The sequence below is a fragment of the Sinimarinibacterium arenosum genome (assembly GCF_005047655.1).
Classification (GTDB): domain Bacteria; phylum Pseudomonadota; class Gammaproteobacteria; order Nevskiales; family Nevskiaceae; genus Solimonas.
In genome coordinates, this window is the sequence record NZ_SUKF01000005.1 from 328,893 (window position 1) to 344,339 (window position 15,447).

At 62.0% G+C, this 15,447-nt stretch carries 14 protein-coding genes; 7 read left to right on the forward strand and 7 right to left on the reverse strand.

Going from position 1 to position 15,447, the window contains the following annotated elements; genetic code table 11:
- Positions 1–72: 72 nt before the first annotated feature.
- Together E4T66_RS12505 and E4T66_RS12510 are read left to right on the forward strand one after the other, a co-directional pair.
- Positions 73–1,092, forward strand: a complete 1,020-nt coding sequence (locus E4T66_RS12505; protein ID WP_169577602.1) for a GGDEF domain-containing protein — start codon at positions 73–75, stop codon at positions 1,090–1,092.
- Positions 1,093–1,259: 167 nt separating this feature from the next.
- Positions 1,260–1,691 (forward strand): nuclear transport factor 2 family protein, encoded by a 432-nt coding sequence (locus tag E4T66_RS12510; protein WP_136849380.1) that lies wholly within the window; start codon positions 1,260–1,262, stop codon positions 1,689–1,691.
- A gap of 71 nt (positions 1,692–1,762) precedes the next feature.
- Here the strand turns inward: E4T66_RS12510 and E4T66_RS12515 are convergent, their stop codons facing one another.
- Complete coding sequence (locus E4T66_RS12515; RefSeq protein ID WP_136849381.1) at positions 1,763–2,422, reverse strand: TetR/AcrR family transcriptional regulator; 660 nt, start codon at positions 2,420–2,422, stop codon at positions 1,763–1,765.
- A 146-nt stretch (positions 2,423–2,568) separates the two neighbouring features.
- On the opposite strand from E4T66_RS12515, the gene E4T66_RS12520 reads away from it, so the two are divergent.
- From E4T66_RS12520 to E4T66_RS12540, 5 genes are all read left to right on the forward strand, one after another.
- Positions 2,569–3,384: an alpha/beta fold hydrolase gene (locus E4T66_RS12520; protein ID WP_136849382.1), complete on the forward strand. Its 816-nt coding sequence runs from the start codon at positions 2,569–2,571 to the stop codon at positions 3,382–3,384.
- Positions 3,381–4,892, forward strand: a complete 1,512-nt coding sequence (locus E4T66_RS12525; RefSeq protein ID WP_136849383.1) for a carboxylesterase family protein — start codon at positions 3,381–3,383, stop codon at positions 4,890–4,892. Before E4T66_RS12520 ends, E4T66_RS12525 begins: the two co-directional genes overlap by 4 nt.
- A gap of 87 nt (positions 4,893–4,979) precedes the next feature.
- Positions 4,980–6,548 (forward strand): carboxylesterase/lipase family protein, encoded by a 1,569-nt coding sequence (locus E4T66_RS12530; protein WP_136849384.1) that lies wholly within the window; start codon positions 4,980–4,982, stop codon positions 6,546–6,548.
- Between the two features lie 41 nt (positions 6,549–6,589).
- The gene (locus E4T66_RS12535) at positions 6,590–9,235 is read left to right on the forward strand and encodes a TonB-dependent receptor (protein ID WP_169577603.1); all 2,646 of its coding nucleotides are present in this window, start codon (positions 6,590–6,592) and stop codon (positions 9,233–9,235) included.
- Between the two features lie 2 nt (positions 9,236–9,237).
- Positions 9,238–10,746, forward strand: coding sequence for a M28 family peptidase (locus tag E4T66_RS12540; protein WP_136849386.1), 1,509 nt, complete (start codon positions 9,238–9,240; stop codon positions 10,744–10,746).
- Positions 10,747–10,848: 102 nt separating this feature from the next.
- Here the strand turns inward: E4T66_RS12540 and E4T66_RS12545 are convergent, their stop codons facing one another.
- From E4T66_RS12545 to E4T66_RS12570, 6 genes are all read right to left on the reverse strand, one after another.
- Positions 10,849–11,562 carry a hypothetical protein gene (locus E4T66_RS12545; RefSeq protein WP_136849387.1) on the reverse strand — a complete coding sequence of 238 codons (714 nt, stop codon included), beginning with the start codon at positions 11,560–11,562 and terminating at the stop codon, positions 10,849–10,851.
- Positions 11,563–11,716: 154 nt separating this feature from the next.
- On the reverse strand, positions 11,717–13,204 hold the full coding sequence (locus E4T66_RS12550; RefSeq protein ID WP_136849388.1) for a chloride channel protein: 1,488 nt from the start codon (positions 13,202–13,204) through the stop codon (positions 11,717–11,719).
- 57 nt (positions 13,205–13,261) lie between these two features.
- Positions 13,262–13,573, reverse strand: a complete 312-nt coding sequence (ppnP, locus tag E4T66_RS12555) for a pyrimidine/purine nucleoside phosphorylase (RefSeq protein WP_136849389.1) — start codon at positions 13,571–13,573, stop codon at positions 13,262–13,264.
- 90 nt (positions 13,574–13,663) lie between these two features.
- On the reverse strand, positions 13,664–13,837 hold the full coding sequence (locus tag E4T66_RS12560) for a rubredoxin (protein ID WP_136849390.1): 174 nt from the start codon (positions 13,835–13,837) through the stop codon (positions 13,664–13,666).
- A gap of 230 nt (positions 13,838–14,067) precedes the next feature.
- Positions 14,068–14,241: a rubredoxin gene (locus tag E4T66_RS12565; protein ID WP_136849391.1), complete on the reverse strand. Its 174-nt coding sequence runs from the start codon at positions 14,239–14,241 to the stop codon at positions 14,068–14,070.
- Positions 14,242–14,270: 29 nt separating this feature from the next.
- Positions 14,271–15,422, reverse strand: coding sequence for an alkane 1-monooxygenase (locus E4T66_RS12570; RefSeq protein WP_211242894.1), 1,152 nt, complete (start codon positions 15,420–15,422; stop codon positions 14,271–14,273).
- Positions 15,423–15,447: the final 25 nt, after the last annotated feature.

The following is a 15,447-nucleotide window of genomic DNA, read 5'->3' on the forward strand; positions in this document are numbered from 1 at the left end:
TTGTGGAAGATGAGCCCATTGGCTCTTCCGGGCTCAGGATCGTCAGCCATGCCAAGCTGGAGAGCATTCGCCTTGAAGACAAAGGGCAAAAATTTTGCAGTCGAAGTGCTGGACGCTCTCAGTGCGCATATTGCGGTACTGGATGCCAGCGGCTGCATCATTGCCGTTAACGAGGCGTGGCGCGCTTTTGCTCGGAGCAATGACGGTGTCAGCGCAGATTTCTTCATCGGCACCGACTATGTCCAGGCCTGCTGTTCGGCATCGCACCGCGAGGAGGACGACACCGCGAAGCGCACCGCTGCGGGCATCCGCGCCCTGCTGGAGGGCGCCGACGACGAATTCTTGCTGGAATATCCCTGTCACTCACCCGCCGAAAAGCGCTGGTTCATTGTTCGCGCATCGGCATTCACCTGGAACGAGCATCGGTTTGTAGTCGTCGCCCATGAAAACATCACTGCGCGCAAGCAGGCCGAGATCGGCTTGCACGCGGCCAAGCAGGAGCTTGAGCAGACCAATCGCCTGCTGTCGCACGCACTTGAGCGTGAAACCCTGCTCGCACGGACGGATGCACTGACCGAGCTTCAGAATCGGCGTTACTTCATGGAGCTGGCCCGGCTGGAATTTGCTGCCGCAGAGCGTTACCAGCAAACCTTGTCGATCGCGCTCCTCGATATCGACCGATTCAAGCGAGTCAACGATCTCTATGGGCACCAGCAGGGCGATCAGGTCCTGAAACGGATGGCGGCCATCCTGCGTCGCGAGATACGTCAATCCGATCTTTCCGCACGTTTTGGCGGTGAAGAGTTCATTGTGCTGCTGCGCAATACCGATGCGCGCGATGCGATGCATCAACTGGACCGCCTGCGGACGCAGATCGAGGCGGCCGAGATTCCCGCGGCAAAGCAAGCGATTCGCATCACCGTCAGTATCGGCGTGGCGGAGAGACAGGCGTCAGACTCCCTGGATACCCTCATCGGCCGCGCCGATGCAGCGCTGTATCGCGCCAAGGCCAACGGTCGCAATTGCACGATCCTGGCTGATGCGCTTTCACCTGTCTTTGCGACAACGGAACCGACCGAACCGGAGTTCTGAAGCAACACTGGATCTGAGAGCTGCACTGCCCAGGGCGGCACGTCGCTTCGGGGGCACGCGACGGGCTCCGTAGTCGGTCCAGCTCAAACTTTCATGCATCCGGATCAGGTCAGCAGCGCAGTGAGACTGCACCTTAAGGACTCAGACATTGAGACTGAGAGGCACGCATGACGCCGCAACAACTTTCCGATCGCTTGGAGATCCAGGACACCCTGGTACGCTATTGCCACGCGGTGGACCGACGCGACTGGCCTGCATTCGAAGCCGTGTTCACGGACGACGCGCTGCTCGATTTCACCGCATTTGGCGGGCCGCGCGGGAATCGCAGCGAGATGGCCCGCTATCTGGAGTCCGTCATCGCGACAATGCAGGGCACGCAGCACACGATCTCGACCTCGCTGGTCGAGCTGGCCGGCGACACCGCGACTGCGCGCACCGCCGCACAGGTCATGATGATCAGTGCCACCGAGGGTTGCGGCAGCCATGTGCTGTTCGTGGGACTGTGGTATCGCGACCGTCTGCGCAGGACAGCGCAGGGCTGGCGCATCTTCGAGCGTGTGCAGGAATTCGGCTGGGTGCACAACGCCCCGCCCGCTTGATGCAAGCTGTATCAGGCGATGACACGTGCCACTGGCCGGCCCGCAAGCAGCTGGCCGCACCCCGCAAAAAACTAGTGGGCTGGCATCACGCCGACAATACGCCGCGCGTACTCGGCAAACACTTCGCCCACCTGCTCCGGGGTGCGACCCAGGTCCGGCGTATACCAGTACGACACGCGCAGACCCATACCGCCGATGGCGCGTAACGCCAGATAGGTATCCGGCACATCAAACACACCTTGCTGGATGCCGCGTTCGATGACGTCGACCAGCAAGCGTTCCGACTGCGCGCGCAAAGCCAGAATCGGCGCGGCCATCGCCTCCGACAGCGCATGCAGCTCGGCGGTGGCGACCACCGCGAGCATCGAATAATCGCAATGTGAGACCACATGCGCCCGCACCAGCGCGCTGAGCTGTTCGCGCGGATCCGGCTGCGCCGTCATCAGCGCGTCACGCAGGCGACGGTAATGATCGTCATGCGCGAGCTGGATGATCTCGGCCAGCACGTGCTCCTTCGAGGGGTAGTGCGCGTACAGCGTCGTTGCCTGGGCCTTGGCCTCGGAACAGATGTCCCGCACCGAGGTGCCGCCGTAACCGCGGTCGGCAAACAGGCGCAGGGCAGCGCTCAGGATGCGCCCACGCGCACCCTTGGGTGTGACGCCGGGCGGCAGGGCGGTTTCGACGGTCGCGATCCGGCGGTGGTTCTCGCGCGATGCAGCGGCTTTGGTCATTTGCCAACAATCGTTTGATTGGGTTCCGGCCCAATTCTCTATTGTCCATTCCTTCAAATCAATTTATATTCCATGAAAATCACAACAAACGTTTGTTATATTTTCTGTCGCGGCCGGCGCGGTCGCGCTTCTGTCCGGGGGCTGCAATGCCAGTATTGAAAGCGGATCACGGCGAGCTGCACTACGAGCGGGCTGGCTCGGGGCCGGCGCTGCTGCTGATCCATGGGCTGGGCAGCAGCAGTCGCGACTGGGCGCCGCAGCTCGAAGCCTTTTCTGCCAACCACACCGTCATTGCGCCCGACCTGCGCGGTCACGGCCGCACCCCTGGTGCCCGCGGTCGCTTTTCCCTGCGCGGCTTTGCCGAAGACGTCGCGGCAATCATGGCCGATGCCGGCTTTGCCGACGCCGACGTGGTTGGCCTGTCGCTGGGCGGCGCGGTCGCGTTCCAGCTCGCCGTCGACTATCCCGAGCGGGTCCGCTCCCTGACGATCGTCAACAGCAGCCCGAGCTTCGTTCCCAGGACACGGCGCGAACATCTGATGGTGCTGCAGCGGCTCCTGGTCATCCGACTGCTGGGCATGCGGCGCATGGGCCAGATCCTCGCCCCACGGCTGTTCCCGGACAACGCCGCCCTGCGGGATCTGTTCGTCGAACAGTATGCGCAGAACAGGAAGTCGGACTATCTGGCGACACTGAAGGCACTGGTCGGCTGGAGCGTGGCCGAACGCCTGCCGGACATCACCTGCCCGACACTGGTGGTCAGCGCCGACCAGGACTACACCCCGGTTGCAGACAAGCAGGCCTACGTCGATCAGATTCCGCAGGCACGCCTGGCCGTCATCGCCAACGCGCATCACGCCGTGACCGCCGAGCGACCCGACGCCTTCAACTGCGAGCTCGGCGAATTCCTGAAAGGCAAGCGTGCCGGACGCTCGACGAAGACCGCTGGAGAGAACGCATGAGATCACGCCGAGCCACGCTAGCCACGGTGCTGCTGACCCTTGCGACCTGGAGTGGCACTGCCACTCCGGCGACACCACCCTCCGGACCGATCACGACACGGAGCGGCGACATCCAGGGCCATGCGTCAGGCGCTGTCACCCGCTACCTGGGCATCCCCTTTGCGGCACCTCCAACCGGTGCGCTGCGCTGGCACCCGCCACAGCTACCGACGCCCTGGACCGGCGTGCGTGTCGCCGATCACTACGGATCCGCGTGCGCACAGATCGGGGGTTACTTCGCCAGCAACGACGAACAGACCTTCGACAAACCCTACGGCGACGAGGACTGTCTCTATCTGAATGTCTGGGCGCCGACAAACGCCGCAAAGCCGCGACCGGTTCTGATCTACATCCACGGTGGCTCGGGCATCTATGGCACCGCCTCGCTGCCGTTGTACGAAGCAACCCGACTGGCGGAAGGCCTCAATGCCGTTGTCGTCAGTCTGAACTACCGACTTGGCGTCCTCGGCAACGATCCACTGGCGCGACTGCACGGCGACGACGCACCGAGCCTCGCGCTGCTCGACCAGCTCCAGGCCCTACGCTGGGTCAAGGACAACATCTCGGGGTTCGACGGCGACCCGAGCAATGTAACCGTCATGGGGTACTCCGCGGGCGCCGTGTCGATCTGGGCCATGCTGACTTCGGCCGAGGCCAGCGGCCTCTTTCAAAAGGCCATGATCCTGTCCGGCATCCCACTGCGCACGCCGCCGGACAAGGCGCGCGCGTACGTCGAGTCCTGGCTGGCGCAGCTGTTGCTGCGTGATGGCCGCATCGACACGATTGATGCCGCTCCTGCGCAGCTTGCCGCTCTCGGAAACGACGGCATTGATGAATTTCTGGCGACCCGGAGTTCCGCGGATCTGATTGAAGCCGGACGCACACTCGGACCGTCTCCGGCTGAACCGGATACTGATGTCCAGATCATCAACAAGGTGCCAACGCTCTTTGGATCGGTGGCCAATGAAGCCAGCATGTTGCTGGTCAAGCGATACAGCACCTTGGACGCGCGTCAGATCTGGGCCCTGATCAACAGCAGCCGCAACGACCTGGGTGCCACGGATTTCTTCACACCCTGGTCGTATCTCAAATTTCGCATCGCCAGCTTCTTCGTCAACCGGAAGCTGCATGCGTTGGTGAACGCAGGTGCTGACCGTGTCGCCGCCGAACACGTACCGGTGTATCGCTACGCGTTTGATTGGGACGCCATTCCGCAACCGTGGCGCAAGGCCTTTGGCGCCTACCACGGTCTCGACGTCCCTTTCATCTTCGGCAACTTTCCCGCCGACGAACCGAACTTCACCCGCTTCTCGTGGACGCCGGAAACCGGTGAGGTCCGCGCGAAGATGCATCAGGCGTTCGTGGATTCATTTCGCGGCTTCATCGAGACCGCTGATCCCAATCAGTACGCAAGCACCATCCATTGGCAACGCTGGGATGAAGGGGCGCCCTACACGCTGATCCGCTGAGCAAGTTCCATAAGAAATAGAAGTCTGGAGAGAGAAAATGATGCCCGCCCAAAATGACTTTCAAAGCGAAACCGCCGGAGCCGCGCCATGCTGAGCCGCCACCGCGTCGGCGTCGGCGTCATCACACTGCTTGTCAGCGGATTCACGATCGCGCAGCCGTCCGCGCCCCCCACTGCTGACGCTTCAGCGCCGACGATCCAGGTGCAAACCGGTCAGGTTCTGCCCACGCAGCAAGACGGCGTTCTTCAAGCATTGGGCATCCCGTTTGCGAAACCTCCGGTCGGCGCCTTGCGCTGGCGCGCGCCTCAAGACGCAGCACCCTGGGATGGCGTCAGGGACGCCAGCCACTTCGGTAACGCCTGCGCACAGATCGGCAATTTCTACACCACCGACAACACAGCTGACTTCGACAAACCGTTCGGCTCTGAGGACTGCCTCTATCTGAACATCTGGGCCCCGGCCGAGGCGCATCAGCGTCCCGTTCTGGTCTTCATCCACGGCGGCGGCGGCGTCTTCGGCGCAGGATCCTATGGTGCCTATGACGGACGCCGTCTCGCCCGCGAACTCGATGCCGTCGTGGTCTCCACCAACTATCGCCTCGGCATCTTCGGCGGCATCGAAGTCGATGCATTGCGGTCGGGAGACCCGCTCAGCGACTCCGGCAGCCTCTGGCTGCTGGATCAAATCAAGGCGCTCGAGTGGGTCGCGCACAACATTGCCGCGTTTGGCGGCGATCCCGGCAACGTCACCGTCATGGGCCATTCCGCCGGCGGCGTCAGCGTCCTGGCCATGCTGCGATCCCCCCTGGCGACTGGAAAGTTCAGCAAGGCCGTCGTGCTGTCGGCATTCCCGGCGTACACCGAGCCCGAAGAAAGACAACAGCGCAGCACCACGTTCCTGACCCAGGTGATGCGTCGGGACGGGACGCTTGCAGACGAAAAAGAGCTCCAGAAACACCTCAAGCGCCTGGGCGACGAGGGCTTGCGCACGTACCTCTATGCCAAGCCAGCGTCTGACCTGATCGAAGCGTCACGCGGCATCCGCGCCGTGGTCGGCGGCGGCGATGACGCCGTGTTGCGCGCGCCGAAGACAGACCCCCACCAGGATTTCCCGAATCCAGTGCCGATGCTCATCGGCATGGTCGACAACGAAGCATCGATGCTGTTCCTGCTGGAGGGATTCAGCAAGCTCACCCCGCTGCAATTCTGGGATGTCGCCAATCAGGTCGACGCTGAACCCACACGCCGCGATCTGTTCACCTGGTTTGGTGACTGGCGCTTTCGGCTCAGCACGTCGATCACCAATATCTACCTTCGACACAAAGTCACCGATGCCGCCAACCGCCTCACCCAGGCAGGGGCGCCGGTCTATCGCTACTACTTTGACTGGAACGATCAGCCGCAGCCCTGGAGAAGCGTGCTGGGTTCGTACCACGGCCTGGACGTTCCATTTGTCTTCGGAAACTTCCGCGACAGCGAACCGAACTTCGGACGCTTTTCATGGACGCCCGAAACCGTCGAAGCGCGCGAAGCCATTCATTCCGCCATGGCCAAAGCCCTCAAGGGTTTTGTCGAGAGCGGAGATCCCAACCGATATCCCTCGCAGATGAAGTGGCCGCTGTGGGATGCGTCACATGAGATGACGGTGATTCGGTGAATAACAACGTACTCATGGTGGAGGCCGTGAAGATGCGCCAAATGAACTTTCGATTTTCCGCGATCGGCATCGCGCTGATGGCGTTTGGCGGCCTGGGCCCCGTCTCGCCGTCATTGGCCCAGTCCGAATCGGGCGATTTTGATTTTGAATCCCTGTTCGCGGAGTCCGGCGACAACGCCGCCGATCGCAACACCGGCGAGGCGGCGACTTCCGACAGCACGCCCGCGCAAACCACCGACAGTGTTGCTGCAGCATCCGACGAACCGGCAGCAACGGACACAGAAACCCTCGACACCATTCCTGTCGATGCGCTCTCGCCGCAGGAACCGCAACCGACCACGCCGAAGCCGTCGTCACGGCGACTCGAGGAAATTGTGGTGGTCGCGCAGAAGAAAGCAGAGCTGATTCAGGATGTGCCGATCTCGATTTCAGTGATCGACGAGAAATTCATCAATGACTGGTCGATCACCGATCTCAATACCGCTGCCCTGTATACGCCTAACGTGAAGGTTGCCGACGCGGGTTACTTCATCCTGCCGCGTATTCGCGGATTCGGCACCGATCAGAACAACAAGGCCTTTGAACCCCCGGCGGGCGTTGCACTCGACGGCGTCCCCTACACCCGACTGGAGTACTTCACCGCGGCAACGTTTGATCTCGCGCGCATGGAGGTTTACCGCGGACCGCAGGGCACAGCGTTTGGGAAGAACACGACCGCCGGATTGATTCACCTGATCACGAACTCTCCAAGCGAAGAGACAGAAGGCTTTTTTGATGTGCAGTACGGCAACTATGACCGCCACCGTATCGAAGCCGCGGTTGGCGGGCCAATGGTGGAAGGATTCCTGAATTTTCGCATCGCCGGTCTGTCCGATGACCGTACCGGTTTCATCCGCAACAGCGCCACGGATCAATCGCTGCACGGGGCGGACCCCTACGGTCGCGGCACAAACCGCAAAGGGCTTCGCCTCAAACTCGACTTCGTCGATCTGGCGGGATCTCGGCTGAAGCTGTCGGCAGAGACGGTCAAAGTCGAGTTGAGCGGGGCTGGCCTCGAGATGTACAACCCAACGGACACGCTGGCCGCCGCCATCCGACGTTATGAACCCAACACGGACTTCATTCGAGGCAACAACGTCAACACCATTGACGACAAAGATTTCCGTAACGTCGCAATCGACACCTACAACGCCGAGTGGCAGTACGAAATCGGCGAATGGAGCCTGACCGCATTGGGCGGTTATTCGGTACTGCGCGACGACGCAGCACTGGATACCGATGCAACGCCGGCACCCGCGATCTTTGCCGCAGACAAGGACACGTCACCGACGGTGACTGGAGAACTACGCCTCCAGTCACCTCAACTCGATGGATTGCTCGGACTCAATAACGTGTTTGGCTTGGACCTGGGCACCAGCGAAGTCCTGGGCGGTCTCTACTACCAGGGTCGGGATATCAAAGGCGACGGCATCGTGTTCCGCTTCGGCCTGTCCTACCTTGATCTACTGATCGCTTCGCAGGCATCGCAGAACGGCAGTCCGGTACCCAGTCCGGCACAGACGTTGCTCAGTCTGATTTATCCGTTGATTCCCGCGATATTCCAGAACACCAACTCCGATTACACCGAGGAAGTCACTCAGGATTTCGACCAACAGGCCGAGGCCAGCGCAGCATTCTCACAGTTCAAGTGGCAGCTGAATCCGGTGTGGGGCGTCGAATACGGCATCCGGTTCAATCACGAAACCAAGAAAGCGCAGCTCAATCAGTATTACTCCTCAAGCCCCTCGATCCTTCTTCCGCTTCTGGGGGTCACCGAATACCAGCATGACTTGAGTCGCTCCGAGGATAACGTTGCGCACCGGGTGTCATTGAACTTCGAACCTGGTGAAGACTTTGGCATCTTTCTTCACTGGGCCAAGGGCTTCCGTGGCGGCGGCTTCAATGCATTTTCCTTTGACGGCTCCCCCGGAACGCTCGACTTTGAACCCGAGACGGCGATCGACTGGGGACTGGACTTCAAGTCCACGTTGCTGGATGGAAGCATGCGCTTCAACGTTTCCCTGTTCCGTCTGGATGTGAATGATTTCCAGGTCCTGGTCAGCGAATCCACCAGCACCGGAATCGGCCTCGGGACCACCATGGTGCAGAACGCGGCCAAGGCACGTTCACAAGGTATCGAAGCCGACATGACCTGGCTGCCGACGGAGTGGTTCACGTTGTTCTCCACCTTTGGCTTGAACGACACCGAGTATCTCGACTTCACCAACAATGCCTGCGCGCCCGACAACAAGAACACCGACGGCGACGCGGATCCACTCTGTGATGTGACTGGAAAGCCCTTCCCACTGACGCCGAAATATACGGCGACCATGCTCGGCATGGTGACGCTTCCGTTGTCATCCAGTGGTTTGGGGATTCAGATCGGCGGAGGCTTCGACTATCAGTCGCAACAGTTTACCGACACCTCGCTCGACGACCGCTTTGTGCAAGGCAACGTCCTACGCTGGCGCGCAACGATTGGCTTCGGCAACGTTTTCCAAGGTTGGGCCTTCCGTCTTCAGGGCGAAAATCTCACGGACGAGCGCATCACGATTCGCCATGGACAGCTCATTCCGGGAATCGATGCCGAAGGTGTCGACGCACCACGGATGATCTACGGATCGTTCCGCTACACCTTCGGCAGCTGATCATGCCGACTCCATTCATCAAACTCGGACCGCTATTCGCGTCGGCCCTGATCTGTGCCGGGGCCGCACATGCGCAACACGCGATCGCCGAGATCACAACGGCATCGCCGCAGCTTGCGCCGTCCGAGGTGGTGATGGACTGGATCGAACAGATCGAGAAGCAAGGCCATCGTCGACCGGGGTACTCGGCGGATGAGTGGACTGAGCACTGGCTGCGCGATCGATTCAACGAATTCGGCCTGCAGGACGTGCAGCTGGATCCCATCGATGTTGTCCGCTGGGAGCCACAGCAGTGGTCGCTGCAGGTCTGGCATGAGAACGATGCCGATCACGTGCTGGAACTCGCGTCCTGGCCGGTGCCGCTGTCGGCGAACGCGGAGGCGCTGGAAGGTGAACTGCTGCTCTCCCAGGGGCCCGGCCCGCACACCGCCGGCAAGATCGCGGTGGTCGGCCTCGAACTGTTGTCCTGGCCACAACGCCGCATCCGCGACACGGTCGCGACCTGGGCCTATGACCCCGCCGGTGAGTTCGACACGCTGACGCAGGTGCTGCCGATGAGCGTGCGCTTCCAGAAGATCATGGATCCGGAGATCGCTGCCGGCGCCATCGGCTTCATCGGGATTCTCGACTTCCCGTGGGAGACCGATCGCTACTACAACCCCTACGACGCGCAGTCGCGTTCGATTCCGGGCCTCTACCTGAGCCACACGAACGGCGAGCGACTGAAGGCCTTCATGGCCGAAGCACCGACGCGTGCGCGCATCAGTCTGCAGCGAAAACAGACTTCTGCGACCTCCCACAATGTAACGGGCTCGCTGCCCGGCCGCTCCGATGACTGGGTCGTGATCGGCTCACATCACGACGGCCCCTGGAACTCGGCGGTCGAGGACGCCAGCGGCACAGCACTGGTGCTGGCCCAGGCCTATTACTGGTCGCAGCTGCCACGTGAAATGCGCCCTCACAATATGCTGTTCCTGCTCAACGGCGGACACATGTCCGGCGGCGCCGGCCTGCTTCACATGGCCGACTCACGCAAGGACTTCCTGCAACAGCGCGTTGTCACCGAAATTCACCTGGAGCACGCTGCACGCGAGGCGCGCGCGGCCGATGGCAAGCTGGTGCCGACGGACAAACCCGAAGTGCGCTGGTGGTTCACCAGCTTCATTCCACGACTCGAGCAGAGCGTCGCGCGAGCAATCTGCAAGGAGAATCTGGAACGCTCACTGATCATGCCGGTCGAGGGCTTTCCGTCACCGGAAAGCAAGCACCCGCCAACCGACGCCGCGTTCTTTCACCCACTGACGCCGATCGTCAGCTTCCTGACCGCACCGATGTATCTGTTCGATCCGGCGGATCGTCTGAACATGGTGCATGAGGACTCGCTGCTGCCGCTGACACGTGCGGTGATCGACATCGTCAACGACCTCGACGACGTCAGCGCCGCCGCGATTCGCGAAGGCATTTACGCGCCACCGCGCGCACAGCAGATGCAAGGTTGCGCCGCGTCCTGACCGGCTATGGCTGGCACCCACTTCGACTCAGCACACGGCCCCGAAGCGGTGGCCACCCAGTCGACTGCAGTCTCGCTTGAAGCTACCGAGCAAGCGGCGGTTTCAGGCGCACAATCGCAGCTGGCCCTGGTTGCGGCGGGCCAGCATGGCTTCAAGAAAGCGATGCAACTCGGCGGCTTCCTGCGCGGACAGATTGCGCACATCCACCCCGACCACCGGCGTCAGATCCTGCATCCCCACAATAGTGGTGCTGACTGACGGCAGCCGCAGGCCATCGGCTTCCAACGGCGCATACGGCCGCTGCAACTGAAGGGTGCGTCCAACTGGTTGCGCCTCCTGCAGATTCAGACCCGCATCATTCAGCTGCTCGCTCAATGCCTGCCACGCGGAACGGTACTGGCGCGCACTGGCACGCGCGGCACTCAAGGCTTTGGCATACGGCAGAAACAAGCGCCGGCGCAGATCGGCAGCCAGCGCATCGGCATCCCGCTGCGGCGACACTCGAACCTCAAGCACCTGCTGAAACGTCCGGCGCAGTCCGATGCGCTCGACGTTGGGCCACGCCGCTGCACGGCACAGCCACTCGCGCTCGCCAGATCGAATTTCGACACACCCTCCATCCGGACAGCGGATCAGCCATACCGGCTGCAGCGACAGGCGCTGAGCCTCGCTGCCCATCGTGGCGCGGCGTCCGCCGCTGGAACAGGAATCAAGGGTGTAGCCGTCGCCAAGGCGCTCACAAAGGGCCAAGCACAGATTCAGCGCCGCCGACTTGGTCTCGTCGGTCTGCACTCCAGCTTCAGGGCGAATGGACATGTCAAAGGTTCCGCAATCCGTGATCACGGAATCTGTTTTACGCCCCTGCGGGCTCAAAACCTGAGACCGCAACAATTCAGGTCTGATCAGTTGCCCAGCACCTGGACCGAGGCAGTCTCTCCGCGAACAAACAACCACTGCGCAGAGGAACGAACTACTGCTGTTGCGGCGGCAGATTCGAATCTGGATTCGATTGATGTTCTGACGACTGTGGTTCAGCCCCGATGGCCGCGTCTGGGGCGTCCGCGATGTGCGCGGGGGCAGCCACCGCCTCGAGCGGTTCAAGTACCGGCGCCGGCTCGATCGGCACCGCGACTGCGTCGTCGGTTTTCGCCGGGGGTGCCAAGTCGATTGGCGGCGCCAGGATGTCACGCATCATGGCGCGGTACAGCGAGTCACGCCAGATCAGGCGCGCGACCGCAGCTGCCAGCAGGCTCGACGCCATCAGCGGCAGGATCATGCGTTGATCCAGGGTCATTTCCGACACAATTACCGCGGCAGTCAGCGGCGTCTGGGTGACTCCCGCGAAATACGCCGACATCGCCAACAGGGTTACCGCGGCGGCGGGAGCAAAATCGATCAGCCGGGAGAGGTCAGCTCCGAGACCCGCACCGACCGCCAGCGATGGAGAAAACACGCCGCCGGGAATGCCGCTGAGATAGGACAGCAAGGTCGCCAGCGCTTTCAGCAGCGGGAAAAACCACGACAGCATCTGCGGTTCCTCCAGCGCCAGTCGGGTTTCCTCGTACCCGCTGCCGTAAGTCGAGCCCAGACTGATCAACCCCAGTATCGCCACCGCCAGACCGCACAATGCCGGGATGCGCCAGCCATGCACCCCGGTGAGCCGACGCACCAGTCGTGTGCCTGCAAACAGGGTGCGACTGAACAGCCCCCCCGCCAGACCACCGACCAGTCCACAGATCAGTACCGCGCGCCATTCGCTCCACAACACGAGGTGCACGTCGACCACGCCGAGATAGACCCGGTGTCCGAGTATCGACATCGCCACCACGGCCGCGATGAACACGAGTACCAGCAAAGTGCCGCTGGTCTGCTCCTCGAGGCTGCTGGCGAGCTCCTCGAACGCGAACACGATGCCGGCGATGGGCGTATTGAAGGCGGCGGCAACACCGGCGGCGCCGCCGGCGAGAATCAGACTGCGCTGAGTGGTCGCATTGCTGCGAACCCCAACGACGTTGGCGATGGCGGCACCGATCTGCACGGTGGGCCCTTCGCGACCTACCGAGGCCCCGCACGCCAGACCCACAAGCGTCAGCAGCATCTTGGCCCCGGCGGTCTGCACCGACAGCAGGCGTTCGCGCAATGCCTTGCCTTCATTGCGCAGCGCTGCGAGCACCTGCGGGATGCCGCTGCCCGCGGCTTCGGGCGCGACGCGGACGGTGACCCACCACACCGCAACCATGCCCAGCGGCGTCAGCAACACTGCGATCCAGGGCCAATGCGCAACACCGCGCGCGAACTGCTGTTGGACAAATTCGCTGGACCAGGCAAAAGCGGATGCAGCCAGTCCGATCGCGGCAGCGGCGCTCCAATACGCCACACGCGGGCGCCAGCGGCGCCATGCGAGATTCAGCTGTCGCCAGCGCTGCTTCAGTACCGATCTGGATTTGGCGAACGTCACCGCAGAACGTCGCGACCGCCGCCGGTCTCCTGCGCGGAGCGGCGGCGGCGATTCAGGTCACTCGAAGTGGCATACGTAGTCAAGAGTTTCCAGCGTTTCGATGTCGAAGCTCGACTGACCCGGCACCGAGAACGCCTGCCCTGCGGTGTATTCGACCCAGCCGTCGGTTCCGGCCAGACGCACGCGACAACGACCACCGAGGACTTCCATCCGTTCCGGCGCGCCGGTGTTGAACGTCAGCGTCGACGGAAAGATTACACCGATCGTCTTGCGCACGCCGTCAGCGAGCAGCACCGTGTGACTGACGCAACGACCGTCAAAGTAGACGTTGGCCTTCTTGATGACACTGACGTTGTCGAATTGGCTCATGGCTCACCTTCAGACGAAACAGGGTCGCGCAGCGAGATCATCTGCGCGCGGAATCAGCTGAACCGCGCATCCGAAGCTGCGCGAAACGGATCAGTCGACCTCGACCATCTGGAAATCGTCCTTGGACGCACCGCAATCCGGGCAGGTCCAGTCATCGGGCACGTCGTCCCAGCGCGTTCCAGCGGGGATGCCGTCATCGGGCGCGCCGACAGCTTCATCATATTCGTAGTCACAGATCAGACAGCGCCACTTCTTGTACTGCATCGACTCGTTCCCGATTCCGAAATAAAAAGGCGGCGCATGTTACCCCATGCGCCTCCGGCATCTCCATCTATCCGACGCGATTCAGACCCTGGTCGACGGGCTGTAGCGCGCCACGATCTCGTCGCGGATCGACGGCTTGATATTGGCCTTGCGCATGTCACCCTTGAATAGACGTCAAAAAAACCCCGGCGACCCATTCGATCGCCGGGGTTCTGACCGCGCTCAATCCCTCAGGCGGCCTCGACGACCACCATGTGGAACTCGGCTTTCGGCGCACCACAGTCCGAACAGCTCCAGTCCTCCGGCACGTCCTCCCAGCGAGTGCCTGGGGCAATACCGTCGTCCGGCATGCCGAGCGCTTCGTCGTATTCAAAGTCGCAGATCACACAACGCCATTTGCGCATGTCAGGGTTCTCCAGAATTTCGCCGTGGTTCAGGCTGTCGCCGGGACGGCGAGCTTGTTGCGCAGTCGCGGGACGACGTTGGCCTTGGTCAGGTCGCCACCGTAATGGGCACGCACCTTGCGGTTCATGACCGCGAACCATAGCGGCGGACAGTACGCCAGCAGAATCATGCCGGCGTAACCGTTGGGCAACTGCGGGCTGTCTTCGAAGTGACGCAGGGCTTCATACCCGCGCAGCGGGTTGGCGTGGTGGTCCGAATGCCGTTCAAGACCATAGAGCAGCACATTGCTGAAGACATGATTGCTGTTCCAGGAGTGTGTCGGCTGGCAGCGCTCATAACGTCCGCTCGGCAGCTTCTTGCGGCACAGGCCGTAGTGTTCAAGGTAATTCACCACTTCCAGCAAGCTGAAGCCATAAACCGCCTGGATCAGCAGATACGGCAGCACAATCCACCCAAACGCCACAATCAGCGCGCCGAACAGGATCGGCGTCATTGCCCAGGCATTGATGGCGTCATTGCGCCAGTGCCAAGTCGGCAGCCCACGACGCTGCATCCGTGCCTTTTCGATCTTCCATGCGGAGCGCATGGCGCCGGCGATAGTGCGCGGCAGGAATGCGTAGAACGATTCGCCGTAGCGCGACGAGGCTGGATCTTCCGGCGTGGCAACACGCACGTGGTGCCCACGATTGTGCTCCGTATAGAAGTGGCCGTAGCCCGTCGGCGCCAGGGCGATCTTGGATAGCCACTGCTCGAAGGGATCGGTCTTGTGTCCGAGTTCATGGGCGACCGCGATCGAGATGCCCGTGACCATGCCGACCGAGATCGCCAGACCCAGGTATTCCCACCAGGCCAGTGACGCAGTGCCGGCCACCCACGCGCCCCAGATCAGGGTCGCATATTCCATCGGCACGGCCGAATACACCGCCCAGCGGTAATAGCGGTCCTTTTCCAGATCGGCCACTGCGCTTTCCGGCGGGTTGTTACGGTCCTCCCCAACCAGCGCGTCGGCAATCGGCACGACGATGTAAACCACCAGCGGCATGAACCACCAGAACAGCGACCACCCTGTCGCTTCCACCAGCAACCCGCCCATGATCGGAATCAACATCACCGGCGCGCCCAGCAGCCAGAGGTAACGTTTGCGGTCGCGCCAGCGGGGCGCCGTCATCACTGCACTCATGATCAGTTCTCCAACAGTCTCGAAT